Source organism: Citrobacter sp. Cb031 (assembly GCF_030336725.1).
GTDB lineage: Bacteria > Pseudomonadota > Gammaproteobacteria > Enterobacterales > Enterobacteriaceae > Citrobacter > Citrobacter braakii.
Genome location: NZ_JAOWDA010000025.1, coordinates 83,237 through 108,079 on the forward strand (window position 1 = coordinate 83,237; position 24,843 = coordinate 108,079).

The following is a 24,843-nucleotide window of genomic DNA, read 5'->3' on the forward strand; positions in this document are numbered from 1 at the left end:
TTGTGGAGATACTATAACGCCCGGAGAACGAATGTTCTAAAATGTTCATGTAAAGTGTGAGTATATTCAGAATATGCCAAATTTATGCGAAGGTTACTGGAGAGGGGGACGTGTTTATTGGAATTTATAAAAGCATCCCGTGCAGGGCACGGGATGATGAAAGATGCCGCAGGGTATTAACGGTCGCGCTGTACGGCGATATGCGCCAGACCAATCAGCGCTTCTCTCCACGGCGTATCAGGCAGTACCTGCAGCGCAGCGATGGCCTTATCAGCCTCTTCTTCTGCACGTTGGCGAGTCCACTCCAGGGAACCACAGGCGTTCATCGCTTCCAGAACAGGCTCCAGAAGGTGACGGCCATTACCCTGCTCAATAGCCTGGCGGATCATTTGTGCTTGTTCAGGGGTGCCGTGGCGCATGGCATGCAGCAGCGGCAGCGTTGGTTTACCCTCGTTGAGGTCATCACCGACGTTTTTACCCAGTTGCTCGCCATCCGCGTTGTAATCCAGCAAATCGTCAATTAACTGGAAAGCGGTACCGAGATAACGGCCATAATCCTGCAACCCTTTCTCTTGTTCTTCGCTGCAACCAGCCAGAATGCCAGAGCATTGGGCAGCCGCTTCAAACAAACGCGCAGTCTTACTGTAGATAACGCGCATATAGTTTTCTTCAGTGATGTCCGGGTCGTTGACGTTCATCAACTGCAAGACTTCACCTTCGGCGATAACGTTGACCGCTTTCGACATGACTTCCAGCACTTTCAGCGAACCGAGGCTGGTCATCATCTGAAAAGCGCGGGTATAGATAAAATCGCCGACCAGCACGCTGGCCGCATTGCCAAACGCCGCATTCGCTGTGGCTTTTCCGCGGCGCATGTCGGACTCATCCACAACATCGTCGTGCAACAGGGTCGCGGTGTGGATAAACTCGATGAGGGCTGCAATCGTAACGTGCGCATTTTCCTGGTAGCCAACTGCACGCGCGGCGAGTACGGCGATCATTGGGCGAATGCGTTTTCCGCCGCCGCTAACGATGTAGTACCCCAGTTGATTGATCAACTGCACGTCGGAATTGAGCTGTTCAAGGATTGTCGCATTGACCCCCGCCATATCTTGCGCGGTTAACTCATTGATTTTTTCTAAATTCATCGCAAAAGCCGGGCTTCTCGCCCCGATTACCTCACTGTATCGGAAGGTAACGTCGGGTTTAGGGTTATAAATATATGCTGATTGTACTGAAAAAACGCCATAGATAAACGTTACCGTACGTGTTGTGTTTTTTTTCTTCATGTATTGACGTAGCACTTGTCAAAGGCTCGCGTTTTGCGTAATATTCGCGCCCTATTGTGAATATTTATAGCGCACTCTGAATCATCAAAAAGGTGTGCGCGGAAGCGGAGTTTTTTATGTACGCGGTTTTCCAAAGTGGTGGTAAACAACACCGAGTAAGCGAAGGTCAGACCGTTCGCCTGGAAAAGCTGGACATCGCAACTGGCGAATCTGTTGAATTCGCAGAAGTTCTGATGATCGCAAACGGTGAAGAAGTCAAAATCGGCGTTCCTTTCGTTGATGGCGGCGTTATCAAAGCTGAAGTTGTTGCTCACGGTCGTGGCGAGAAAGTTAAAATTGTTAAGTTTCGTCGTCGTAAACACTACCGTAAGCAGCAGGGCCATCGTCAGTGGTTCACTGATGTAAAAATCACTGGCATCAGCGCTTAAGTTAAGGGGAGCAGATTAAATGGCACATAAAAAGGCTGGCGGCTCGACTCGTAACGGTCGCGATTCAGAAGCTAAACGTCTGGGCGTAAAACGCTTCGGCGGTGAAACAGTTCTGGCTGGTAGCATCATCGTTCGTCAACGTGGTACTAAATTCCACGCTGGCTCCAACGTTGGTTGCGGCAAAGACCACACTCTGTTTGCTAAAGCAGACGGTAAAGTGAAATTTGAAGTGAAAGGCCCGAAAAACCGTAAATTCATCAGCATCGTTGCTGAATAAGTTTTTCGCGTCCCGGTAACGGATAAAAGCCCCGCAACACGTTGCGGGGCTTTTTACATTCGACGGCCGGTAAATACGCTCGTCGCGCCGTGATAACCCGGAAACGAGCCCTTGCAGGGAATACGGCATGAAGCAGCAGGCAGGTATTGGTATTCTGTTAGCACTCACAACGGCAGTATGTTGGGGCGCTTTGCCAATAGCGATGAAGCAAGTGCTGGAGGTGATGGAGCCTCCTACCGTGGTGTTCTACCGTTTTTTAATGGCAAGCATTGGCCTTGGCGCTATTCTTGCGGTTAAAAAAAAGCTCCCTCCGTTGCGTATTTTTCGCAAAGCGCGTTGGCTGATCCTGTTGGCTATCGCTACCGGTGGGTTGTTCGGTAACTTCATTCTGTTTAGTTCATCCTTGCAATATTTGAGCCCAACGGCTTCGCAGGTTATCGGTCAGCTGTCACCGGTTGGTATGATGATTGCCAGCGTCTTTATCCTGAAAGAAAAGATGCGCGGTACGCAGGTGATTGGCGCCATTATGCTTCTGAGCGGCCTGGTTCTGTTTTTTAATACCAGTCTGATCGAAATTTTTACCCGACTCACCGATTACACCTGGGGCGTTATCTTTGGTGTTGGTGCGGCGATGGTCTGGGTGAGCTATGGGGTCGCGCAAAAGGTGTTATTGCGCCGCCTGGCATCACCGCAGATCCTGTTTTTACTGTACACTTTATGTACGATTGCGTTGTTGCCGTTGGCTAAACCCGGTGTCATCACGCAGCTCAGTGACTGGCAGCTGGCATGCCTTGTATTCTGCGGCCTGAATACGCTGGTAGGATACGGTGCTCTCGCGGAAGCGATGGCGCGTTGGCAGGCGGCACAGGTGAGCGCCATTATTACGCTCACTCCGCTGTTTACGTTGTTATTTTCAGATTTATTATCACTGGCCTGGCCCGATTTCTTCGCCAGACCGATGCTAAACCTATTAGGTTATCTCGGTGCGTTTATCGTGGTTGCGGGCGCGATGTATTCCGCCATTGGTCATCGAATTTGGGGCGGTTTACGTAAGCATGAAACGGTGGTTTCGCAGCCCCGCTCAGGCGAATGATTTACGGAGAGTAAAATGAAGTTTGTTGATGAAGCATCGATTCTGGTCGTTGCAGGTGATGGCGGTAATGGTTGCGTCAGCTTCCGCCGCGAAAAGTACATCCCAAAAGGCGGTCCGGACGGTGGAGACGGTGGTGATGGTGGTGACGTTTGGCTGGAAGCCGACGAAAACCTGAACACGCTGATCGATTACCGTTTTGAAAAATCATTCCGCGCGGAACGTGGACAGAATGGCGCGAGCCGTGATTGCACCGGCAAGCGTGGTAAAGATGTCACGATTAAAGTGCCTGTAGGTACGCGTGTAATCGATCAGGGCACGGGCGAAACCATGGGCGACATGACCAAACACGGTCAGCGTCTGATGGTCGCTAAAGGCGGCTGGCACGGTCTGGGCAACACCCGTTTCAAATCCTCAGTCAACCGTACTCCGCGTCAGAAAACGATGGGTACACCGGGCGATAAACGCGATCTGATGCTGGAGCTGATGCTGCTGGCGGACGTCGGGATGCTGGGCATGCCAAACGCCGGTAAATCGACGTTTATCCGTGCGGTGTCCGCGGCGAAGCCGAAAGTCGCTGACTATCCGTTCACCACTCTGGTTCCGAGTCTGGGTGTGGTGCGTATGGACAACGAAAAGAGCTTTGTGGTTGCCGACATTCCGGGTCTGATTGAAGGCGCGGCTGAAGGCGCAGGCTTGGGTATCCGCTTCCTGAAACACCTGGAACGCTGCCGCGTACTGCTACACCTCATTGATATCGATCCGATTGACGGTTCCGATCCGGTTGAAAATGCCCGTATCATTATTGGCGAGCTTGAAAAATACAGCCAGGATCTGGCGTCTAAACCGCGTTGGTTAGTGTTCAACAAAATTGATTTGCTGGATAAGGCTGAAGCGGAAGAGAAAGCGAAAGCGATAGCTGAAGCGTTAGGCTGGGAAGGTAAATATTACCTGATCTCCGCCGCCAGCCAGTTGGGCGTGAAGGATCTCTGCTGGGATGTGATGACCTTTATCATCGAGAACCCGATTGTTCAGGCTGAAGAAGCGAAACAGCCAGAGAAAGTCGAGTTCATGTGGGATGATTATCACCGCCAGCAACTCGCTGAAGTCGAAGACGAAGCAGAAGATGACTGGGATGACGATTGGGACGAAGACGACGAAGAAGGCGTTGAGTTCATCTACAAGCGTTAATCACATTAAAAACCCGGCCATGTTGCCGGGGTTTTGTTTCCAGGTTTCAGAAGGCCGGATTAGGTGCGTTAGCGCTGCCATCCGGCAAACATACTCAGTTATTCTGATAAATATCCTTGTATAACCGGCTCTCGAAGCGGACCAGTGGAATACGGCGATTACGCTGATCAGCTGGCTCTACCGCATAACCAGACAGATACTGCACAAATGCCATGCGCTGACCGCTTGCCGTGGTGATGAAGCCTGCCAGGTTATAGACCCCCTGCAGTGAGCCTGTCTTCGCCGATACTTTGCCATCTACGCCAGCCTGATGCAGACCCGCACGGTATTGCAAAGAGCCGTCATGGCCTGCCAGCGGTAGCATGGTGATAAAGTTCAGCTCGTTATCGTGCTGAGCGATATATTGCAGCACCTGCATCATGGTCGCTGGGGCAATCAGGTTATGGCGCGAGAGACCAGAACCGTCGGCAATAATGGTGTTGCCGATATCAATACCCGCTTGCTGACGCAGAATCTGGCGTACGGCATCAGAACCTGCTCTCCAGGTGCCAGGCACGTTAAATCGTGCATGGCCAATCATACGGAAAACGGTATCAGCAATCATGTTGTCCGATTTTTTCAGCATAATCTTAAGCAGGTCGTGCAGCGGCGCCGACTGCTTACTGGCTACTACGGTCCCCGGCTCGTTGACCAGCGTCTGGCGCAGCAGAGTCCCGCTGTAAGTGATACCGGCTTGTTTTAGCTCATCTTTGATAATCGCCCCGGCATAGCTGGCGCCGTCCTGAATAGCGAATGCCAGCGGCAGCGGATCGGCTCGTTGGGGCAGGCATCCGGTCAACGTAAAGCGGTTGAGATCGCCTGGAACCACGTCCAGTTCACAATATTGCGCTTCGGCAGAGCCACGAGCGAGAGTACGCACCTGACTGAACATGGTGACCGGGTAGTAAGATGCCACGCGGATAAAGGCGAGATCGTTAGGTTTTTGCGCGCTATAGAGTGAAACCGAGAAACAGTTACGATCGACAATAGCCGCCGCGGGCGGTGCGCTAAAACACTGCGTCATGTCGTTCCAGGGCCAGCCAGGCGCTTTATCATGGCTGGCGAAAATGGAGGTGTCGATCATGACATTTCCGGCAATTTGCGTCACGCCTGATTTTTTCAGGGTTGCCACCATATTGCGAATATCCTGACGTTTTAGCGTCGGATCGGCACCAAATCGCGCCACTAAGTCACCTTTCAAAACGCCGCCTTCCACGTTGCCTTTAGTCTCAAGCGTGGTGGTAAAACGAAAGTCAGGCCCGAGCTGAATCAATGCCGCCAGCGCGGTGATCACTTTCTGGGTACTGGCCGGCAGCGCCATCTGCTGGCTATGGTAATCAATAGCAGGAGCAGGTGCGCCAACCTTCTGTACCATAAGGGCGAGGTTGGCCCCGGCAGGGAGCTGATTGATATACTCGTCGACGTTCGCAGCCTGAACGCTGAACGCTATACTGGCAGTCAATCCAATGGTAAATCTGGAAAATCGCATAATCTCGCGCTAACAACCTGGAAACAGGCCGTCATACTACGGCGCAACGCCCCAAAAAGTAAACGATGACCCATAGGGAACTCCAGGGTAAAATGATCATCAAATAGAGAATTGTAGCTGACCTGGGACCCTGAGCCCCGGGTCGGTATTTTTTTGCTTCTGACTCTGGCATGGCGTATGCCAGAGTGGGCTTAGCAGCCGGGGTGAGAGCAGCCGCCCCCTACAGGAATGTTCAAGAGGTATAACAAATGCAAGCTATCCCAATGACCTTACGTGGTGCTGAAAAACTGCGCGAAGAACTGGATTTTCTGAAATCGGTGCGCCGTCCTGAAATCATTGCCGCTATCGCAGATGCGCGCGAGCATGGCGACCTGAAAGAAAATGCAGAGTATCACGCGGCGCGCGAACAGCAGGGTTTCTGCGAAGGGCGCATTAAAGATATCGAAGCTAAACTGTCCAACGCGCAGGTTATCGACGTCACAAAAATGCCGAACAATGGTCGCGTAGTTTTCGGCGCGACGGTCACCGTGCTGAATCTCGATAACGACGAAGAGCAGACCTGGCGTATTGTCGGCGATGATGAAGCCGATTTTAAACAGAACCTGATTTCGGTGAACTCGCCTATTGCTCGTGGCCTGATCGGTAAAGAACAGGATGACGTGGTGGTTATTAAAACGCCGGGCGGTGAAGTTGAATATGAAGTAACGAAGGTAGAATACCTGTAATTCGCATCTTGGTTAAGATGTTGATACATTGTAAAGAAAGGAAAAAGGCCGCATAGCGGCCTTTTATCAACGAAGAGAGCGTGGCATTTTGCTCTCCTGCTAGCGGAAAATCCCGCGTTTTACACAAACTTCGTGTGCAACTTTGGGATATTCTTAGCGTGGCAGCGAGATTTTACGTTCTTTAGTCGGGCGATACAGTACCAGCGTTTTACCGATGACCTGTACATTGCAGGCGCCGGTTTCGCGTACGATAGCTTCCACGATCAAGGTTTTAGTATCGCGATCTTCCGAGGCGATTTTCACCTTGATAAGTTCATGGTGCTCTAACGCTTGTTCAATCTCGGCCAGTACCCCTTCGGTCAAACCATTGTTGCCAAGCATAACTACAGGCTTGAGCGCATGTGCCAGACCTTTCAGGTGCTGTTTTTGTTTAGTACTCAGATTCATCGTATATTTTTGCTTACGTTGGGATTGAAAACGGGTCATTCTACCGCCATCTCCCATATATCGCCAAATAGCTGTGTAGAAATTTACACCATTGGTTACGATGAACTGCCCTTTGGGAATGTGAAATGACAGGTAAAAAGCGTTCTGCCAGCTCGAGTCGCTGGCTTCAGGAACACTTTAGCGATAAATATGTTCAGCAGGCGCAGAAAAAGGGGTTACGTTCCCGTGCCTGGTTTAAACTTGATGAAATACAGCAAAGTGACAAAATTTTTAAACCGGGGATGACGATTGTTGATCTCGGTGCTGCACCCGGTGGCTGGTCGCAATATGCGGTTACGCAGATCGGCAACACTGGCCGCATTATCGCTTGCGATCTTTTACCTATGGATCCAATCGTTGGTGTGGACTTCCTTCAGGGCGACTTTCGTGATGAATTAGTCCTGAAAGCGTTACTTGAGCGCGTAGGTGACAGTAAAGTACAAGTTGTCATGTCTGATATGGCGCCAAATATGTGTGGAACACCGGCGGTGGATATTCCCCGGGCCATGTATCTGGTAGAGCTGGCGCTTGGAATGGCTCGTGATGTATTAGCGCCAGGTGGTAGTTTTGTAGTGAAGGTGTTCCAGGGCGAAGGCTTCGATGAGTATCTAAGAGAGATTCGCTCCCTGTTTACGAAGGTCAAAGTTCGTAAGCCGGACTCTTCTCGCGCCCGTTCGCGTGAAGTGTATATTGTAGCGACCGGGCGTAAACCATAACCGGTAGATTTCAAACGAAAGTTTGAAAGAAACTGGATATAGAGTATCCTGACGCTGTTTTTAACACAGTTGTAATATGAGGTTAATCCCTTGAGTGACATGGCGAAAAACCTAATTCTCTGGCTGGTCATTGCCGTTGTGCTGATGTCAGTATTCCAGAGCTTTGGGCCCAGCGAGTCTAATGGCCGTAAGGTTGATTACTCTACCTTCCTGCAAGAGGTCAATCAGGACCAGGTTCGTGAAGCGAAGATCAACGGACGTGAGATTAACGTTACCAAGAAAGATAGTAACCGTTACACGACCTACATTCCGGTTAACGATCCGAAGCTGCTTGATAACCTGCTGACCAAAAACGTCAAGGTTGTTGGTGAACCGCCTGAAGAGCCGAGCCTGCTGGCTTCTATCTTCATTTCCTGGTTCCCAATGCTGCTGCTGATTGGTGTCTGGATCTTCTTCATGCGTCAAATGCAGGGCGGTGGTGGCAAAGGTGCCATGTCGTTCGGTAAGAGCAAAGCGCGCATGCTGACGGAAGATCAGATCAAAACGACTTTTGCGGACGTTGCTGGTTGCGACGAAGCAAAAGAAGAAGTTGCTGAGCTGGTTGAGTATCTGCGCGAGCCGAGCCGTTTCCAGAAGCTGGGCGGTAAAATCCCGAAAGGCGTCCTGATGGTCGGTCCTCCGGGTACGGGTAAAACCCTGCTGGCGAAAGCTATCGCAGGTGAAGCGAAGGTTCCTTTCTTCACCATTTCCGGTTCTGATTTCGTGGAAATGTTCGTGGGTGTCGGTGCATCTCGTGTGCGTGACATGTTCGAACAAGCCAAGAAAGCGGCACCGTGCATCATCTTCATCGATGAAATCGACGCCGTAGGCCGCCAGCGTGGTGCAGGTCTGGGCGGTGGTCACGATGAACGTGAGCAGACACTGAACCAGATGCTGGTTGAGATGGACGGCTTCGAAGGTAACGAAGGCATTATCGTTATCGCGGCAACTAACCGTCCGGACGTTCTTGACCCTGCGCTGCTGCGTCCAGGCCGTTTCGACCGTCAGGTTGTGGTTGGTCTGCCGGATGTCCGCGGTCGTGAACAGATCCTGAAAGTGCATATGCGTCGCGTACCGCTGTCTCCGGATATCGATGCGGCAATCATTGCACGTGGTACGCCTGGCTTCTCCGGTGCAGATCTCGCGAACCTGGTCAACGAAGCGGCGCTGTTTGCAGCTCGTGGCAACAAGCGTGTTGTATCGATGGTTGAATTCGAGAAAGCGAAAGACAAAATCATGATGGGTGCGGAACGTCGCTCCATGGTGATGACGGAAGCGCAGAAAGAATCTACCGCGTATCACGAAGCAGGCCACGCGATTATCGGTCGCCTGGTACCGGAACACGATCCGGTGCACAAAGTGACGATTATCCCGCGCGGTCGTGCGCTGGGTGTGACCTTCTTCCTGCCTGAAGGCGACGCTATCAGCGCCAGCCGTCAGAAACTGGAAAGTCAGATCTCCACGCTGTACGGCGGTCGTCTGGCCGAAGAGATCATCTACGGTGTTGAACATGTTTCTACCGGTGCGTCGAACGACATTAAAGTCGCGACTAACCTGGCGCGTAACATGGTTACTCAGTGGGGCTTCTCCGAGAAACTCGGTCCGTTGCTGTACGCTGAAGAAGAAGGCGAAGTGTTCCTGGGACGTTCTGTGGCGAAAGCTAAACATATGTCCGATGAAACGGCTCGTATTATCGATCAGGAAGTTAAACTGCTGATTGAGCGTAACTATGACCGTGCGCGTCGTCTGCTGAACGAAAACATGGACATTCTGCACTCGATGAAAGATGCGCTCATGAAATATGAGACCATCGATGCGCCGCAGATTGATGATCTGATGGCTCGCCGCGAGGTACGTCCGCCAGCGGGTTGGGAAGAACCGGGTTCTTCTAACAACAACTCTGGCAGCACCGGCAAGCCGAGTGCGCCGCGTCCGGTTGATGAACCGCGTGCGCCGGACTCTGGCTCCATGTCAGAGCAACTGGGCGACAAATAAGTTATCGTTGATGATGACCGTGTTCTAATTTAAAACCCTGGGGCTTGCCCCGGGGTTTTTCTTATTTGTATATTCAAAATGTTATCAGGGATAAAACTATGAAACTCTTTGCTCAGGGGTCTTCACTGGATCTCAGCCATCCGCATGTCATGGGGATTTTGAACGTCACGCCAGATTCCTTTTCCGATGGTGGTGCGCACAACTCTCTGGTTGAGGCGGTAAAACACGCAAACCTGATGATTAACGCCGGGGCGACTATCATTGATGTGGGTGGTGAATCCACGCGTCCAGGTGCGGCCGATGTGAGCGTGGAAGAAGAGTTGCAGCGAGTGATCCCGGTGGTGGAGGCGATTGCTCAGCGTTTTGAAGTGTGGATTTCGGTCGATACTTCAAAAGCAGAAGTGATTCGCGAGTGCGCCAGAGTCGGCGCACATATCATTAATGACATTCGCTCACTCTCGGAGCCAGGGGCACTGGAAGCCGCAGCAGAAACCGGATTACCGGTTTGTCTGATGCATATGCAGGGTCAGCCGAAAACCATGCAGGAAGCACCAAAGTACGAGGATGTTTTTGCTGATGTAAATCGTTACTTTGTTGAACAAATAGCACGCTGCGAGCGGGCTGGAATCACAAAAGATAAATTGTTGCTCGACCCCGGGTTCGGATTCGGTAAAAATCTCACTCACAACTACACATTACTGGCACGTTTGGCTGAGTTTCATCATTTTAATCTGCCATTGCTGGTTGGAATGTCACGAAAATCAATGGTTGGCCAGTTGTTGAATGTGGGGCCATCCGAACGCCTGAGCGGGAGCCTTGCGTGCGCGGTCATTGCGGCAATGCAGGGGGCGCATATCGTTCGTGTCCATGACGTCAAAGAAACCGTAGAAGCGATGCGTGTGGTGGAAGCCACATTGTCTGCAAAGGAAAATAAACGCTATGAGTAATCGTAAATATTTTGGCACCGATGGGATCCGTGGTCGCGTAGGCGACGCCCCAATTACCCCTGACTTTGTGCTCAAACTGGGTTGGGCTGCAGGAAAAGTGCTGGCACGTCATGGTTCACGTAAAATTATTATCGGCAAAGATACGCGTATTTCTGGCTATATGCTGGAGTCCGCACTGGAAGCGGGTCTGGCTGCCGCCGGACTGTCGGCTTCTTTCACGGGCCCAATGCCAACACCCGCCATTGCGTATCTGACGCGCGCCTTCCGTGCTGAAGCCGGGATTGTTATCTCCGCTTCGCACAACCCGTACTATGACAACGGGATTAAATTCTTCTCCATCGATGGGACCAAACTGCCGGATGCGGTTGAAGAAGCTATCGAAGCCGAAATGGAAAAAGCGATCACCTGCGTGGACTCGGCTGACCTGGGTAAAGCTACCCGTATCGTTGATGCTGCTGGTCGTTATATCGAGTTTTGCAAAGGCACCTTCCCGAATGAATTGAGTCTGAGTGAGCTTAAAATTGTGGTGGATTGCGCTAATGGTGCGACGTACCACATTGCGCCAAATGTACTGCGTGAGCTGGGCGCAAACGTGATTGCTATTGGCTGTGAGCCAAACGGTGTGAATATCAATGAAGAAGTCGGCGCTACCGACGTCCGTGCCCTGCAGGCGCGCGTGATGGCGGAAAAAGCCGATCTGGGTATTGCGCTGGATGGTGACGGCGACCGCGTCATTATGGTTGACCACGAAGGCAATAAGGTCGATGGCGATCAGATCATGTACATCATTGCCCGTGAAGCCCTGCGTCAGGGGCAACTGCGCGGTGGTGCGGTAGGCACGCTGATGAGCAATATGGGCCTCGAGCTGGCGCTGAAACAGTTGGGTATTCCGTTTGCCCGTGCGAAAGTCGGCGACCGCTACGTACTGGAAAAAATGCAGGAAAAAGGCTGGCGTATCGGTGCTGAAAACTCAGGCCATGTGATCCTGCTGGACAAAACCACCACCGGTGACGGTATCGTCGCGGGCCTGCAGGTACTGGCGGCGATGGTACGCAACCATATGAGTTTGCACGACCTGTGCAGCGGCATGAAAATGTTCCCGCAACTGCTGGTTAACGTACGTTACACCGCAGGTAGCGGCGATCCGCTGGAACATGAAAACGTGAAAGCGGTGATGGCTGAAGTTGAAGCTGCACTGGGCAATCGCGGACGTGTTCTGCTGCGTAAGTCAGGTACTGAACCGTTAATTCGCGTGATGGTTGAAGGTGAAGATGAAGCGCAGGTGACTGAATTCGCTCACCGTATTGCCGATGCCGTCAAAGCGGTGTAATCACTAAAGACAGTGAAAACCGGAGTCTGGGACTCCGGTTTTTTTTTACTGTACGGGAAGCGACTGTTTATGTCGGCGCTGCCAGAAGTAACCACCGATCATTAATATTACAAGGACTGCCAGCCACGGCAGAACCGCCAGCAAATGCCCTGACCGGGCAAAGGTCAGCGCAATCATCAGTAACCAACCGCCCAGCATCGGAATCGCGGTGCGCTTAACAATATCCACAGGTGAGACGCCTGCAATTCCCGCGATAGCAATGATGACGCCGGCAATGGGGGATAACGTACGACCAATACCCGCCGATATCTGGATAGGCAACATCATGACTGCGATGTCGCTACCGATATGACGGCTGATGTCCGGTACCATTGGGGCGAAGGAGAAAAACGCGGCATTTCCTGAGCCCATTAGCGCTGAAATTGCAAAGGTGATCAGGGTCATCAGCAGGATAATAGAGGCGGCGCTGAGGCCAAATTCACCGGAAAGCGACAGCAGCGCATCGACGGCGCCAATAGCTTTCAGTCCGGCTGAAAAGACTTCACCGGCGATAATCAGCGTGACGACGGTGGCAAAAACGCTGCCCATGCTGTCAAAGACTTTTTGTACGCCTGCCATCACCTCGCACGCCTTACGATGACGGCAATACTCACAAACCAGGGTAATGGCGAGGCTTATCAGTACGGCGGTATCCAGCGTAATTTTGAGCGAACTGAATACTAAATCACTGCACACCAGCATCAACACCAGAGGTAGCATGGGCAGAAAAAGCCAGGCGATCGGTGCTTCAGTTTCATCGGTCGACGTTAATGTCTGCATCTGCTGAGCCACACCGTCACTGCTTTCCCGATGGTCGAAAAAGCGTTGCACAACAATATGTAACAGGGCGATGAACAGAATAACGGGGACGACGATCGGCAACTGATCCTGCACGAAATAGTTCACCACCTCGATGCCTGCGGTTTTGGCGGCGAGAACCGAGTTGCCGGAACCTGGACCAAATTCAACCGCACAGGTACTGGCGATAACGGCGGCAACGGCAGCGCGGCTACAGCCAAGACGGGTCAGCAGCGGGTAGAGCGTCGCCATCAACAGCAGACCCAGCCCGGTGGCGCTGCTGATAAACAGCGACAGGAATTGACCCAGCAACAGCGCCAGCCCCAACAGCAGATACGGTGAGTTCAGGCGTTGCAAAGGGCGAGATGTCACCCGAACCAGCACCTGGCTTGCGCCAATGGCCGACATATATGTAGCGAAACCACCAATCAGCATAATTTGCAGCCCAAGGCCGCCGAGGCGCACGCTCAGGGTATCGCGAATAAACTCGAAGGCATCAAAGGGGCCGAATCCGGTGCTTTTTTTCACCAGGTCACTGAGCGTGGTCATCCCGCTAAAATGCGCGATAAGCAGCAGCACAATCCCGGTCAACAGCAACACTGACTGGGGGTGATATTTTTTGAGGATCAGACGTCCGGCAAAAATGATGGCAATTAGCGCCAGTAATAATGACATTCTTGCCCCCTTACTCGAAGTTGCCAGTAACCAGGCACTCGCCATCCCGCAGCAACGGCTTACCCGCAGCGAACAGATGGGCCAGCGAGAGGTCATCATTGAGTACACAGATATCGGCACGTTCCCCGGCGCAGAGCACGCCGCCGGAAATACCCAGCGAGCGCGCAACGTTTGCCGTCAACATCGCGATCGCTTGTGGCACTGGGATCCCCACATCAATCAGACGAGGAAGAAGATTAAGGTTACCTGCGACCGGTGCCGCGCTTAAGCCTTCCACAATACCCTGGGCGTTAAAGCGCGGAACGCTGCCATTACCATCAGAGCTGATCGTGATGCGATCGGCTGGAACCTGGGCTTCTAAAGCTTGGAGGATTGCCTGCTCCTGAGGCATAAAGCGACTACCGCCAGACGTAACGTCGATATGGCCGCCACGATGAGCGAACGCAATCGCCTGTTCGAACAAGGGCGCTGTTCTCGCAACATGGGTCGGTGAAATGTGGTGAATCGGAATGCCTGCATCACACAGCTCAATAAGCTGTGACATCCCTTCCGGCAGATTCCCAAGATGTACATGCAGTAACCCTTTTTTGCCTGCCAGCAGGGAAGCCACGCGGATATCACTTACTATTCTCAGCAATTCCTGGAAAGAGGGGTAAGAACCACGGTGATCGGCGAGGGCGATTTTGACGCCAAGAATCGCTGGAATAAAGGTCATGTCATCGCGGATGGATCGCGTAATAGTTGGGCTGGGTACCGCGTAGGCTCCCGTATGCATAAATGCGCGTAATCCCTCAAGGTTGAGAGACTGCATTTTGGCGTAGAGGTCTTTGGGCGAACGAGAAATGGCATCGGTACCTAACACGCCGACAACCGTGGTAATACCTGCCTGAATCAGATCGCGTAGCTTGACGGCTGGCGTTCGGCTGGCAAATCCAGCCTCGCCACCGCCACCGGTAAGATGGACATGTTGATCTATTATGCCTGGGATAACCCATTTGCCATGACAATCGATGACCTCGTCGACGCCATCAAACAGGGAAAGATCTTTTTCTACCGCCACAATTCGGTCGGCATGAATGAGCAGGGAGCAGAGGCCTAAATCCTCGGGAGAAAAAACACGGGCATTGGTCAATAAAGTAAACATATCGGTCCTGTCAAACGTCGTGGGTGAGAGTCGGCAGGTGAAAAGGAATATTGTTGTTATGATGCCCACCATAAAGCCATTACTATAACTATGACTATTACCGATTTGGTATTGGAGGATGCGGTTATGGCATGGTGGAGAGTTCAACGTGGATTGTAAGTGGCTGGAAGATTTTCTGGCATTGAGTCAGCATGGAAACTACTCTCAGGCCGCGGCGCAGCGGCATATTACTCAACCCGCACTCAGTCGGCGTATAAAGGCGCTGGAAGAGGTGTTAGGGGTGCCGTTGTTTGACCGGACCACGACCCCCGTTACGCTGACACGCTATGGTGAACGCTTTGAACCCTATGCCCGGCACGTCCTCAGTACACTAACAGAGGCGCGCCACGAGCTATCGGCGATGACGCCAGCAACGGACAATACGCTGGTGATGGTTAGCCTGCATACGCTGTCGGTGAATATCCTGCCGGATATGATCAACTATCTGCGACAGAGTGAACCGCAGTTAAATTTTACGGTTAATGCCAGTATTCAGGGGATAGACAACCACTTTAACGCCTTGATAGATCGGCAAATCGATCTTCTGGTGACCTACGATTTACCGTCTTCGCAGCCGGGGCTGGAGATTGCCGGAGGGTTAAAACGTTCACTATGGCGGTATGAGCGATTTATACCGGTTATTTCTGCGCAGTTGGCTAATGCGCTTAACGATCCGCATGTGCCGATCCCATGGCTATGCTATAGCGACTACACCTTTGTCAGACGCATTATTGAGCCAGTTGAACAACGCGTCCGCCCACGTCTGAAAAAAGTGTTTGAGAGTGGTTTAAGCGAAACGATACGAGAAATGGTGCTGCGGCATATGGGAATGGCATGGTTACCCGAATCGATGGTGGCGGAAGAGTTGGTGAACCAGCAAATTATTCACTGCTGGCCAGAAAACGCTGACCTGATTTGTGAAATCCCCGTTGTGGTATGGGCGAATCTTGACGATCAACGCGCCGTCATGCAGAGATGCTGGGAGAAGTTGCTGCGTTTTTGATTGATATGGCGATTTTTTCCGCAGTTGATACAATGCCAACAAATTGCCCTTGCGAAGGTTATTCGCTTTGGTTAGTATTCACACCCGCTTCAGTGGGAAACAGTAAACATTCCCGCTTTAATGGTCGAAGCATTGTACGCGGCAACTCCGCAAGGAACAGGTTGATTATGCACGAAGCTCTTTTAGTAGTTTTCCTTATTGTGGCAATTGGCCTGGTAGGCTTGATCATGCTGCAGCAAGGCAAAGGCGCTGATATGGGAGCCTCTTTTGGCGCAGGCGCTTCTGGTACTCTGTTTGGTTCAAGTGGTTCTGGTAACTTCATGACCCGCATGACAGCTGTATTGGGAACCTTGTTCTTCATCATCAGTCTGGTGCTGGGTAACATGAACAGCAATAAGACCAATAAAGGAAGTGAGTGGGAAAATCTGAGTGCACCGGCGAAAACCGAGCAAACTCAGCCAGTTGCTCCGGCTCAGCCGACCAGCGATATCCCACGCTAAGTATTCTGTACCGAGGTGGTGGAATTGGTAGACACGCTACCTTGAGGTGGTAGTGCCCTAACGGGCTTGTGGGTTCGAGTCCCATCCTCGGTACCAAATTCCAAAAAAAAGACGCTGCAAAGCGTCTTTTTTTTCGTCTGTTATTTGTGGTAGTTCTGTAGGTCGGATAAGACATTTAGGACGCCATCCGACTATTACAATACCTGATGATGCCAAGCTTATCAGGCCTCAGGGTAACAGAACATCCCTATTTTCTGCGCATAAAAAAGGCCGCTTTCGCGGCCTGAAGATGATGAATATTTACTTCGCCTTGTTTTCCAGATTCTCAACCTGCGGCAGGCCGGTTGTGGAAGAGGCGGTCAGCAGGCCAGACTGCGCATAACCGAACAGCTTCTCGCGGGTATCAGTGATATCCAGATTACGCATGGTCAACTGACCGATACGATCATCCGGAGAGAATACTGAGTCGCCTTTTTCCATCGTCAGACGTTCTGGTTTGTAAGTCAGATTGTCAGACACGGTGTTGAGGATTGAGTAATCATTACCGCGACGCAGTTCCAGCGTCACTTCACCCGTAATCTGGCTGGCAACCCAACGCTGCAGACCGTCACGCAGCATCAGCGCCTGAGAGTCAAACCAGCGGCCCTGATACAACAGACGACCAAGCTGGCGACCGTGCGCGTGATACTGCTCGATGGTGTCTTCGTTGTGAATCCCGGTCAGCAAACGCTCATAGGCGATGTGCAGCAATGCCATCCCCGGAGCTTCGTAGATGCCCCGGCTTTTCGCTTCAATGATACGGTTTTCAATCTGATCGCTCATACCCAGACCGTGACGACCGCCGATGCGGTTGGCTTCCAGCATCATCTCAACGTCGTCGCTGAAGGTTTTACCGTTCAGCGCAACCGGATGACCCTGCTCAAAACGCACGGTGACTTCTTCTGCCGGGATCTTCACGCTCTCATCCCAGAATTTCACGCCCATAATCGGGTTGACGATTTTGACGCTGGAGTTCAGAAATTCGAGGTCTTTTGCTTCGTGGGTCGCCCCGAGCATATTGGAGTCCGTGGAGTACGCTTTCTCAACGGACATCTTGTAGTCGAAACCACAGGCAATCATAAATTCGGACATCTCATGGCGACCGCCGAGTTCATCGATAAAATCGGTATCCAGCCATGGTTTGTAAATCTGCAGTTCGGCGTTGGTCAGCAGACCGTAACGATAGAAACGTTCAATATCGTTACCTTTATAGGTGCTACCGTCACCCCAGATATTTACGCCATCTTCTTTCATGGCCGCAACCAGCATGGTGCCGGTGACAGCACGGCCCAGCGGAGTGGTATTGAAATAGGTCAGTCCGCCGGTGGTGTTGTGGAATGCACCGCACTGAATCGCTGCGATCCCTTCGGCAACCAGCTGCTTACGGCAATCTACCAGGCGAGCATTCTCAGCACCATATTCCATTGCACGGCGAGGAATGGCGTCATAGTCATCCTCATCCGGCTGGCCCAAATTCGCAGTATATGCATATGGGACAGCCCCTTTTTGTCGCATCCACAGCAGTGCTGCACTGGTGTCCAGGCCGCCGGAAAAAGCGATACCAATACGTTGACCTACCGGGAGATGCTTGAGAATCGTCGTCATAAAATAAAACCCTGCTTGATAGACTGGTGAAGAGGTCGGCTTATTATACTAATTGCATTTTTATGCAAAATAAATGAGTTTTCATTTAATCATCTTTTCTGGATGACAGGAAGAGTTTAGTGATAATTTCGTTAAATAACGGCGCGGGTGACACATTTATCTGGTCGAATATTCGCTGGGCAGCATTCATTGATTTGCATAGTCGTAACAAGGTTGACATACCGCATAGTGAATCAATATACTGTGCGCAGATTTTACGTCCCGTCCTCGGTACCAAATCCCAGCAGTATTTGCATTTTTTACCCAAAACGAGTAAAATTTGCCACGTTTCAGGCGCGGGGTGGAGCAGCCTGGTAGCTCGTCGGGCTCATAACCCGAAGGTCGTCGGTTCAAATCCGGCCCCCGCAACCACTTTCCCTTAGAGTTCTTTTTCAAATATACTGTGAAGACTTAGGCCTTCGTAGCTGGATTTGAAAAAAATTCTTTCGGAAGGTTTTCCGAACCGCAGGTGCGGTTATAGGGTTCAGTTATATAAAGCCCCGATTTATCGGGGTTTTTTGTTATCTGACTACAGAATAACTGGGCTTTAGGCCCTTTTTTTATGTCTTGGGGGTGGGCTTGTCCACATTAGAGCAAAAATTAACAGAGATGATTACAGCGCCAGTTGAAGCCCTGGGCTACGAGTTGGTCGGCATCGAATTTATTCGTGGTCGCACATCCACACTGCGCATCTATATTGATAGTGAAGATGGCATCAATGTTGATGATTGTGCTGATGTGAGCCATCAGGTAAGCGCCGTGATGGATGTCGAAGACCCAATCACCGTTGCCTACAACCTGGAAGTCTCCTCTCCGGGTCTCGACCGTCCTCTGTTCACAGCTGAACACTACGTGCGTTTCCTGGGTGAAGAAGTGACGCTGGTTCTTCGTATGGCGGTACAAAACCGTCGTAAATGGCAGGGCGTTATCAAAGCGGTGGATGGTGAGATGATCACGGTCACAGTCGAAGGTAAAGATGAAGTGTTCGCGCTGAGTAATATCCAGAAGGCGAACCTGGTTCCCCACTTTTAACAGTCTGGATTGAGGTGAAAAGCCCGCGATGAACAAAGAAATTTTGGCTGTTGTTGAAGCCGTATCCAACGAAAAAGCGCTGCCACGCGAGAAAATTTTTGAAGCGCTGGAAAGTGCGCTGGCTACAGCAACAAAGAAAAAATATGAGCAAGAGATCGACGTTCGCGTAGAAATCGATCGTAAAAGCGGTGATTTCGATACCTTCCGTCGTTGGGTAATCGTAGAAGAAGTTACTCAGCCGACCAAAGAAATTACGCTGGAAGCGGCACGCTTCGAAGACGAAAGCCTGAACGTGGGCGAATATGTTGAAGATCAGATTGAATCTGTCACCTTTGACCGTATCACCACCCAGACCGCGAAACAGGTTATCGTACAGAAAGTACGTGAAGCCGAACGCGCAATGGTTGTCGATCAGTTCCGCGAACACGAAGGCGAAATCGTCACCGGTGTGGTGAAGAAAGTTAACCGCGACAACATTTCTCTGGATCTGGGCAGCAATGCTGAAGCCGTGATCCTGCGTGAAGACATGCTGCCGCGTGAAAACTTCCGCCCAGGCGACCGTATCCGTGGCGTTCTTTACTCTGTACGCCCGGAAGCGCGCGGTGCCCAGCTGTTCGTAACCCGTTCCAAACCGGAAATGCTGATAGAGCTGTTCCGCATTGAAGTGCCGGAAATTGGCGAAGAAGTGATCGAAATTAAAGCGGCTGCTCGCGATCCGGGTTCACGTGCGAAAATCGCCGTTAAGACCAACGACAAGCGTATTGATCCGGTCGGCGCCTGTGTGGGTATGCGCGGTGCGCGCGTTCAGGCGGTTTCTACTGAACTGGGCGGCGAGCGTATCGATATCGTCCTGTGGGATGATAACCCGGCGCAGTTCGTGATTAACGCAATGGCGCCAGCAGACGTCGCTTCTATCGTGGTGGATGAAGACAAACACACCATGGATATCGCGGTTGAAGCCGGTAACCTGGCTCAGGCGATTGGACGTAATGGTCAGAACGTCCGCCTGGCTTCACAACTGAGCGGTTGGGAACTCAACGTGATGACCGTTGATGACCTGCAGGCGAAGCATCAGGCTGAAGCACATGCAGCCATTGATACCTTCACCAAATATCTCGATATCGATGAAGATTTCGCGACGGTTCTGGTAGAAGAAGGTTTTGCGACGCTGGAAGAACTGGCCTACGTGCCAATGAAAGAGCTGCTGGAAATTGACGGCCTGGATGAACAGACCGTTGAAGCGCTGCGCGAGCGTGCTAAAAACGCACTGACCACTCTGGCACTGGCCCAGGAAGAAAGTCTCGGTGATAACAAACCGGCTGACGATCTGCTGAATCTGGAAGGATTGGATCGTGAGATGGCTTTCAAACTGGCTGCCCGTGGTGTTTGTACGCTGGAAGATCTCGCTGAACAGGGCATTGATGATCTGGCTGATATCGAAGGGTTGACCGACGAAAAAGCCGGTGAGCTGATTATGGCTGCCCGTAATATTTGCTGGTTCGGCGACGAAGCGTAATAAACTGTAGCAGGAAGGAACAGTATGACAGATGTAACCGTAAAAACGCTGGCTGCAGAGATACAGACCTCCGTGGATCGCCTGGTACAGCAATTTGCTGATGCAGGTATCCCGAAGTCTGCTGACGACTCTGTGTCCGCACAAGAGAAACAAACCTTACTGGCGCATCTGAACCGTGAAAACGGCTCAGCGCCCGATAAGTTGACATTGCAGCGTAAAACGCGCAGTACTCTCAATATTCCAGGTACCGGTGGAAAAAGCAAATCGGTACAAATCGAAGTCCGCAAGACACGCACCTTTGTGAAACGCGATCCGCAAGAGGCTGAACGCCTTGCCGCGGAAGAGCAGGCGCAGCGTGAAGCGGAAGAGCAAGCCCGTCGTGAGGCAGAAGAAGCTGCCAAACGCGAGGCGCAACAAAAAGCCGAACGTGAGGCCGCAGAACAAGCTAAGCGTGAAGCCGCTGATAAAGCGAAACGTGAAGCTGCGGAAAAAGACAAAGTGAGCAATCAACAGACCGACGATATGACTAAAACCGCCCAGGCCGAAAAAGCCCGCCGTGAAAATGAAGCCGCAGAACTGAAGCGTAAAGCGGAAGAAGAAGCACGTCGCAAGCTTGAAGAAGAAGCGCGCCGCGTAGCGGAAGAAGCTCGCCGTATGGCGGAAGAAAACGAGAAGAATGGTGTGAATAACGCTGAACCTGTTGAAGATACCAGCGATTATCACGTCACCACCTCTCAGCATGCTCGCCAGGCAGAAGACGAGAACGATCGCGAAGTAGAAGGCGGTCGTGGTCGTACTCGCAGCACGAAAGCAGCGCGTCCGGCGAAGAAAGGTAACAAACACGCTGAATCTAAAGCTGACCGTGAAGAAGCGCGTGCAGCGGTTCGCGGCGGTAAAGGCGGTAAGCAGCGTAAAGGTTCCGCTCTGCAGCAGGGCTTCCAGAAGCCGGCTCAGGCCGTTAACCGTGACGTTGTGATCGGCGAAACCATCACCGTTGGCGATCTGGCGAACAAGATGGCAGTCAAAGGTTCTCAGGTCATCAAAGCGATGATGAAGCTGGGCGCAATGGCGACCATTAACCAGGTCATCGACCAGGAAACCGCACAGCTGGTTGCCGAAGAGATGGGCCACAAAGTTATCCTGCGTCGTGAAAACGAGCTGGAAGAAGCAGTAATGAGCGACCGTGACACCGGCGCTGCGGCAGAACCGCGCGCACCGGTAGTGACCATCATGGGTCACGTTGACCACGGTAAAACGTCTCTGCTGGACTACATTCGCTCCACGAAAGTTGCCTCTGGCGAAGCGGGCGGCATTACTCAGCACATCGGTGCGTACCATGTTGAAACTGACAACGGTATGATCACCTTCCTGGATACCCCGGGTCACGCCGCGTTTACCTCCATGCGTGCTCGCGGTGCTCAGGCAACGGATATCGTTGTTCTGGTTGTTGCAGCAGATGACGGCGTGATGCCGCAGACTATCGAAGCTATCCAGCACGCGAAAGCGGCAGGTGTGCCGGTAGTGGTTGCAGTCAACAAAATCGATAAACCAGAAGCGGATCCAGATCGCGTTAAAAACGAACTGTCCCAGTACGGCATCATGCCGGAAGATTGGGGCGGCGAGAGCCAGTTCGTCCACGTTTCTGCGAAAGCGGGTACCGGTATTGACGAACTGCTGGATGCTATCCTGCTGCAGGCCGAAGTACTGGAACTGAAAGCTGTGCGTAAAGGTATGGCGAGCGGTGCGGTTATCGAATCCTTCCTGGATAAAGGTCGTGGTCCGGTTGCTACCGTGCTGGTACGTGAAGGTACGCTGAACAAAGGCGACATCGTACTGTGTGGTTTCGAATACGGCCGCGTTCGTGCGATGCGTAACGAACTGGGTCAGGAAGTACTGGAAGCGGGTCCGTCTATTCCGGTGGAAATCCTGGGTCTGTCCGGTGTTCCGGCTGCGGGTGACGAAGTTACCGTTGTTCGTGACGAGAAGAAAGCCCGTGAAGTTGCACTGTACCGTCAGGGCAAATTCCGTGAAGTTAAACTGGCTCGTCAGCAGAAATCTAAACTGGAGAACATGTTCGCCAACATGACCGAAGGCGAAGTTCACGAAGTGAACATCGTTCTGAAGGCCGATGTTCAGGGTTCTGTAGAAGCGATTTCCGACTCTTTACTGAAACTGTCTACCGACGAAGTAAAAGTGAAGATTATCGGTTCTGGCGTAGGTGGTATCACCGAAACCGACGCGACCCTGGCTGCGGCATCCAACGCGATTCTGGTTGGCTTCAACGTCCGTGCTGATGCCTCTGCACGTAAAGTTATCGAATCAGAAAGCCTGGATCTGCGTTACTACTCCGTCATCTATCATCTGATCGACGAAGTGAAAGCAGCGATGAGCGGCATGCTGTCTCCGGAACTGAAACAGCAGATCATTGGTCTGGCTGAAGTTCGTGATGTGTTCAAATCACCGAAATTCGGCGCTATCGCAGGCTGTATGGTTACCGAAGGCACGATTAAACGTCACAACCCAATCCGCGTACTGCGCGACAACGTGGTTATCTATGAAGGCGAGCTGGAATCCCTGCGCCGCTTCAAGGATGACGTCAACGAAGTCCGTAACGGCATGGAATGTGGTATCGGCGTTAAGAACTACAACGACGTTCGCGTTGGCGATATGATCGAAGTGTTCGAGATTATCGAGATCAAACGTACCATCGCATAATCTTCGTCGTCTTTTGGGCCGCAACTGCGTTAGCTGCGCTCGATCACCCCGGTCACATAGTTATCTATGCTCCCGGGGATTTACGAGTTTGCCGCCTTGCTGCAACCCAAAATCCTTAGAAGATGATTAAGTGTAGGCTGGGGAAGCGAAGCGCCACCCGGCAAGAAATTTAAAAAGGGGCTTATGGCCCCTTTTTTGTCTTTATTCTGGAGAATTTATTATGGCGAAAGAATTTGGTCGCCCACAGCGTGTCGCGCAGGAGATGCAGAAAGAAATCGCACTCATCCTGCAGCGCGAAATCAAAGACCCGCGTGTTGGTATGATGACCACCGTATCGGGTGTTGAGATGTCCCGTGACCTGGCATACGCTAAAGTGTTCGTGACTTTCCTTAACGATCAGGACGAAGCTGCCGTGAAAAACGGCATTAAGGCACTGCAGGAAGCCTCTGGTTTTATCCGCTCTCTGCTGGGTAAAGCAATGCGTCTGCGTATCGTGCCTGAGCTGACCTTTTTCTACGACAATTCGTTAGTTGAAGGGATGCGCATGTCCAACCTGGTGACCAGCGTGGTGAAACATGACGATGAGCGTCGTGTGAACCCAGCGGACGACAGCAAGGAGGACTGATGAGTCGTCCTCGTCGTCGTGGTCGCGACATTCACGGTGTTCTGCTGCTGGATAAGCCGCAGGGCATGTCCAGCAATGACGTACTGCAAAAAGTAAAGCGCATCTACAATGCCAACCGCGCGGGACATACCGGCGCGTTGGATCCGCTGGCGACAGGCATGCTGCCTATCTGCCTCGGTGAAGCGACTAAGTTTTCCCAGTATTTGCTGGATTCTGACAAACGCTATCGTGTGGTTGCCCGTCTGGGCCAGCGTACCGACACCTCCGATGCCGATGGGCAAATCGTGCAGGAGCGTCCGGTAACCTTCAGCGCAGAGCAGCTTGCCAGCGCGCTGGAGACTTTCCGCGGCGATATCGAGCAGATTCCGTCAATGTATTCGGCACTGAAGTACCAGGGTAAAAAGCTGTACGAATATGCGCGTCAGGGCATTGAAGTGCCGCGTGAAGCGCGCCCGATTACCGTCTATGAGCTGCTGTTTATTCGCCACGAAGGTAACGAGCTGGAGCTGGAAGTTCACTGCTCCAAAGGCACTTATATTCGCACCATCGTTGACGATCTCGGTGAGAAGCTGGGCTGCGGCGCGCACGTAACGTATCTGCGTCGTCTGACGGTCAGCAAGTATCCGGTGGATCGTATGGTTACGCTGGAACATCTGCATGCGCTGGTTGAACAGGCCGAACAGCAGAACATTCCGGCGGCGCAGCTGCTTGATCCTTTGCTGATGCCAATGGACAGTCCTGCATCGGACTACCCTGTTGTTAATTTGCCTTTAACATCCTCGGTTTACTTTAAAAATGGTAACCCGGTACGGACGTCAGGTGCGCCGCTTGAAGGGCTGGTGCGCGTGACGGAAGGCGATGACGGCAAGTTTATCGGCATGGGGGAGATGGACGATGAAGGTCGTGTCGCCCCTCGTCGCCTGGTGGTTGAGTATCCTGCATAGCGCTCTCTGTCTTGCGATAAAAGGGCGCTGCGAGTAGAATACTGCCGCTTAACGTCGCGTAAATTGTTTAACAATCTGCGTGGCGTGTA

22 protein-coding genes and 2 tRNA genes are annotated in these 24,843 nt (G+C 52.0%); 18 read left to right on the forward strand and 6 right to left on the reverse strand.

Translation table 11 applies throughout. From position 1 onward, the window contains the following. Positions 1-176: 176 nt before the first annotated feature. The gene (ispB, locus tag OGV93_RS10170) at positions 177-1,148 is read right to left on the reverse strand and encodes an octaprenyl diphosphate synthase (RefSeq protein WP_019077785.1); all 972 of its coding nucleotides are present in this window, start codon (positions 1,146-1,148) and stop codon (positions 177-179) included. A 257-nt stretch (positions 1,149-1,405) separates the two neighbouring features. Between ispB and rplU the strand changes: the two genes are divergently transcribed. The 4 genes from rplU (at position 1,406) to cgtA (ending at position 4,275) form a co-directional block, all read left to right on the forward strand. Continuing rightward, positions 1,406-1,717, forward strand: coding sequence for a 50S ribosomal protein L21 (rplU, locus tag OGV93_RS10175; RefSeq protein WP_003025032.1), 312 nt, complete (start codon positions 1,406-1,408; stop codon positions 1,715-1,717). Between the two features lie 19 nt (positions 1,718-1,736). Next, positions 1,737-1,994 (forward strand): 50S ribosomal protein L27, encoded by a 258-nt coding sequence (gene rpmA / locus OGV93_RS10180; protein ID WP_003025030.1) that lies wholly within the window; start codon positions 1,737-1,739, stop codon positions 1,992-1,994. A 127-nt stretch (positions 1,995-2,121) separates the two neighbouring features. Further along, on the forward strand, positions 2,122-3,087 hold the full coding sequence (locus OGV93_RS10185; protein WP_016154677.1) for a DMT family transporter: 966 nt from the start codon (positions 2,122-2,124) through the stop codon (positions 3,085-3,087). 15 nt (positions 3,088-3,102) lie between these two features. Next, complete coding sequence (gene cgtA / locus OGV93_RS10190) at positions 3,103-4,275, forward strand: Obg family GTPase CgtA (protein ID WP_016154676.1); 1,173 nt, start codon at positions 3,103-3,105, stop codon at positions 4,273-4,275. Between the two features lie 94 nt (positions 4,276-4,369). On the opposite strand, the gene dacB is transcribed toward cgtA, so the two are convergent. Continuing rightward, the gene (dacB, locus tag OGV93_RS10195; RefSeq protein WP_046276011.1) at positions 4,370-5,803 is read right to left on the reverse strand and encodes a serine-type D-Ala-D-Ala carboxypeptidase; all 1,434 of its coding nucleotides are present in this window, start codon (positions 5,801-5,803) and stop codon (positions 4,370-4,372) included. Positions 5,804-6,051: 248 nt separating this feature from the next. On the opposite strand from dacB, the gene greA reads away from it, so the two are divergent. Next, positions 6,052-6,528 carry a transcription elongation factor GreA gene (greA, locus tag OGV93_RS10200; RefSeq protein ID WP_016154674.1) on the forward strand — a complete coding sequence of 159 codons (477 nt, stop codon included), beginning with the start codon at positions 6,052-6,054 and terminating at the stop codon, positions 6,526-6,528. Between the two features lie 153 nt (positions 6,529-6,681). Here greA and yhbY read toward each other — a convergent pair whose 3' ends face one another. Beyond that, positions 6,682-6,975, reverse strand: coding sequence for a ribosome assembly RNA-binding protein YhbY (gene yhbY / locus OGV93_RS10205; protein WP_287109579.1), 294 nt, complete (start codon positions 6,973-6,975; stop codon positions 6,682-6,684). 125 nt (positions 6,976-7,100) lie between these two features. Between yhbY and rlmE the strand changes: the two genes are divergently transcribed. From rlmE to glmM, 4 genes are all read left to right on the forward strand, one after another. Continuing rightward, positions 7,101-7,730: a 23S rRNA (uridine(2552)-2'-O)-methyltransferase RlmE gene (gene rlmE / locus OGV93_RS10210; RefSeq protein ID WP_003025015.1), complete on the forward strand. Its 630-nt coding sequence runs from the start codon at positions 7,101-7,103 to the stop codon at positions 7,728-7,730. A gap of 99 nt (positions 7,731-7,829) precedes the next feature. After that, on the forward strand, positions 7,830-9,764 hold the full coding sequence (gene ftsH, locus OGV93_RS10215) for an ATP-dependent zinc metalloprotease FtsH (RefSeq protein ID WP_287109543.1): 1,935 nt from the start codon (positions 7,830-7,832) through the stop codon (positions 9,762-9,764). A 98-nt stretch (positions 9,765-9,862) separates the two neighbouring features. Further along, positions 9,863-10,711 (forward strand): dihydropteroate synthase, encoded by an 849-nt coding sequence (gene folP, locus OGV93_RS10220; RefSeq protein WP_047413952.1) that lies wholly within the window; start codon positions 9,863-9,865, stop codon positions 10,709-10,711. Further along, entirely contained in the window at positions 10,704-12,041 is a 1,338-nt protein-coding gene (gene glmM, locus OGV93_RS10225; protein WP_047413953.1) for a phosphoglucosamine mutase, read from the forward strand. Before folP ends, glmM begins: the two co-directional genes overlap by 8 nt. A 45-nt stretch (positions 12,042-12,086) precedes the next feature. Here glmM and dcuC read toward each other — a convergent pair whose 3' ends face one another. Both dcuC and iadA read right to left on the reverse strand, forming a co-directional pair. Beyond that, positions 12,087-13,553, reverse strand: coding sequence for a C4-dicarboxylate transporter DcuC (gene dcuC, locus OGV93_RS10230; protein WP_287109544.1), 1,467 nt, complete (start codon positions 13,551-13,553; stop codon positions 12,087-12,089). 10 nt (positions 13,554-13,563) lie between these two features. Then, entirely contained in the window at positions 13,564-14,697 is a 1,134-nt protein-coding gene (iadA, locus tag OGV93_RS10235; RefSeq protein ID WP_094761387.1) for a beta-aspartyl-peptidase, read from the reverse strand. Positions 14,698-14,845: 148 nt separating this feature from the next. Here iadA and OGV93_RS10240 point away from each other — a divergent pair, with 148 nt between their 5' ends. The 3 genes from OGV93_RS10240 (at position 14,846) to OGV93_RS10250 (ending at position 16,335) form a co-directional block, all read left to right on the forward strand. After that, the gene (locus OGV93_RS10240) at positions 14,846-15,739 is read left to right on the forward strand and encodes a LysR family transcriptional regulator (RefSeq protein ID WP_101700721.1); all 894 of its coding nucleotides are present in this window, start codon (positions 14,846-14,848) and stop codon (positions 15,737-15,739) included. A 167-nt stretch (positions 15,740-15,906) separates the two neighbouring features. Then, on the forward strand, positions 15,907-16,239 hold the full coding sequence (gene secG / locus OGV93_RS10245) for a preprotein translocase subunit SecG (RefSeq protein ID WP_101700722.1): 333 nt from the start codon (positions 15,907-15,909) through the stop codon (positions 16,237-16,239). Between the two features lie 9 nt (positions 16,240-16,248). Continuing rightward, a tRNA-Leu gene (locus OGV93_RS10250) sits at positions 16,249-16,335 on the forward strand. Between the two features lie 204 nt (positions 16,336-16,539). Here OGV93_RS10250 and argG read toward each other — a convergent pair. Further along, positions 16,540-17,883, reverse strand: coding sequence for an argininosuccinate synthase (gene argG / locus OGV93_RS10255; protein WP_003024998.1), 1,344 nt, complete (start codon positions 17,881-17,883; stop codon positions 16,540-16,542). Between the two features lie 334 nt (positions 17,884-18,217). Here argG and OGV93_RS10260 point away from each other — a divergent pair. From OGV93_RS10260 to truB, 6 genes are all read left to right on the forward strand, one after another. Next, positions 18,218-18,294, forward strand: a tRNA-Met gene (locus OGV93_RS10260). A 207-nt stretch (positions 18,295-18,501) separates the two neighbouring features. Next, positions 18,502-18,954, forward strand: a complete 453-nt coding sequence (gene rimP / locus OGV93_RS10265; RefSeq protein ID WP_003024996.1) for a ribosome maturation factor RimP — start codon at positions 18,502-18,504, stop codon at positions 18,952-18,954. 28 nt (positions 18,955-18,982) lie between these two features. Continuing rightward, positions 18,983-20,470, forward strand: coding sequence for a transcription termination factor NusA (nusA, locus tag OGV93_RS10270; RefSeq protein WP_003024992.1), 1,488 nt, complete (start codon positions 18,983-18,985; stop codon positions 20,468-20,470). A gap of 24 nt (positions 20,471-20,494) precedes the next feature. Next, on the forward strand, positions 20,495-23,185 hold the full coding sequence (infB, locus tag OGV93_RS10275; protein ID WP_016154667.1) for a translation initiation factor IF-2: 2,691 nt from the start codon (positions 20,495-20,497) through the stop codon (positions 23,183-23,185). Positions 23,186-23,405: 220 nt separating this feature from the next. Further along, positions 23,406-23,810 carry a 30S ribosome-binding factor RbfA gene (gene rbfA / locus OGV93_RS10280; protein ID WP_003024988.1) on the forward strand — a complete coding sequence of 135 codons (405 nt, stop codon included), beginning with the start codon at positions 23,406-23,408 and terminating at the stop codon, positions 23,808-23,810. Continuing rightward, positions 23,810-24,754: a tRNA pseudouridine(55) synthase TruB gene (gene truB / locus OGV93_RS10285; protein ID WP_016157566.1), complete on the forward strand. Its 945-nt coding sequence runs from the start codon at positions 23,810-23,812 to the stop codon at positions 24,752-24,754. The genes rbfA and truB overlap by 1 nt, the downstream gene beginning before the upstream one ends. Positions 24,755-24,843: the final 89 nt, after the last annotated feature.

Coding starts and splice junctions, on each gene's coding strand:
- yhbY (WP_287109579.1), bottom strand. CDS start 6,975: ATGAATCTGAGTACTAAACAAAAACAGCACCTGAAAGGTCTGGCACAT.
- ftsH (WP_287109543.1), top strand. CDS start 7,830: ATGGCGAAAAACCTAATTCTCTGGCTGGTCATTGCCGTTGTGCTGATG.
- secG (WP_101700722.1), top strand. CDS start 15,907: ATGCACGAAGCTCTTTTAGTAGTTTTCCTTATTGTGGCAATTGGCCTG.
- ispB (WP_019077785.1), bottom strand. CDS start 1,148: ATGAATTTAGAAAAAATCAATGAGTTAACCGCGCAAGATATGGCGGGG.
- greA (WP_016154674.1), top strand. CDS start 6,052: ATGCAAGCTATCCCAATGACCTTACGTGGTGCTGAAAAACTGCGCGAA.
- rbfA (WP_003024988.1), top strand. CDS start 23,406: ATGGCGAAAGAATTTGGTCGCCCACAGCGTGTCGCGCAGGAGATGCAG.
- rplU (WP_003025032.1), top strand. CDS start 1,406: ATGTACGCGGTTTTCCAAAGTGGTGGTAAACAACACCGAGTAAGCGAA.
- infB (WP_016154667.1), top strand. CDS start 20,495: ATGACAGATGTAACCGTAAAAACGCTGGCTGCAGAGATACAGACCTCC.
- argG (WP_003024998.1), bottom strand. CDS start 17,883: ATGACGACGATTCTCAAGCATCTCCCGGTAGGTCAACGTATTGGTATC.
- folP (WP_047413952.1), top strand. CDS start 9,863: ATGAAACTCTTTGCTCAGGGGTCTTCACTGGATCTCAGCCATCCGCAT.
- nusA (WP_003024992.1), top strand. CDS start 18,983: ATGAACAAAGAAATTTTGGCTGTTGTTGAAGCCGTATCCAACGAAAAA.
- rlmE (WP_003025015.1), top strand. CDS start 7,101: ATGACAGGTAAAAAGCGTTCTGCCAGCTCGAGTCGCTGGCTTCAGGAA.
- truB (WP_016157566.1), top strand. CDS start 23,810: ATGAGTCGTCCTCGTCGTCGTGGTCGCGACATTCACGGTGTTCTGCTG.
- cgtA (WP_016154676.1), top strand. CDS start 3,103: ATGAAGTTTGTTGATGAAGCATCGATTCTGGTCGTTGCAGGTGATGGC.
- OGV93_RS10185 (WP_016154677.1), top strand. CDS start 2,122: ATGAAGCAGCAGGCAGGTATTGGTATTCTGTTAGCACTCACAACGGCA.
- glmM (WP_047413953.1), top strand. CDS start 10,704: ATGAGTAATCGTAAATATTTTGGCACCGATGGGATCCGTGGTCGCGTA.
- dcuC (WP_287109544.1), bottom strand. CDS start 13,553: ATGTCATTATTACTGGCGCTAATTGCCATCATTTTTGCCGGACGTCTG.
- dacB (WP_046276011.1), bottom strand. CDS start 5,803: ATGCGATTTTCCAGATTTACCATTGGATTGACTGCCAGTATAGCGTTC.
- rpmA (WP_003025030.1), top strand. CDS start 1,737: ATGGCACATAAAAAGGCTGGCGGCTCGACTCGTAACGGTCGCGATTCA.
- iadA (WP_094761387.1), bottom strand. CDS start 14,697: ATGTTTACTTTATTGACCAATGCCCGTGTTTTTTCTCCCGAGGATTTA.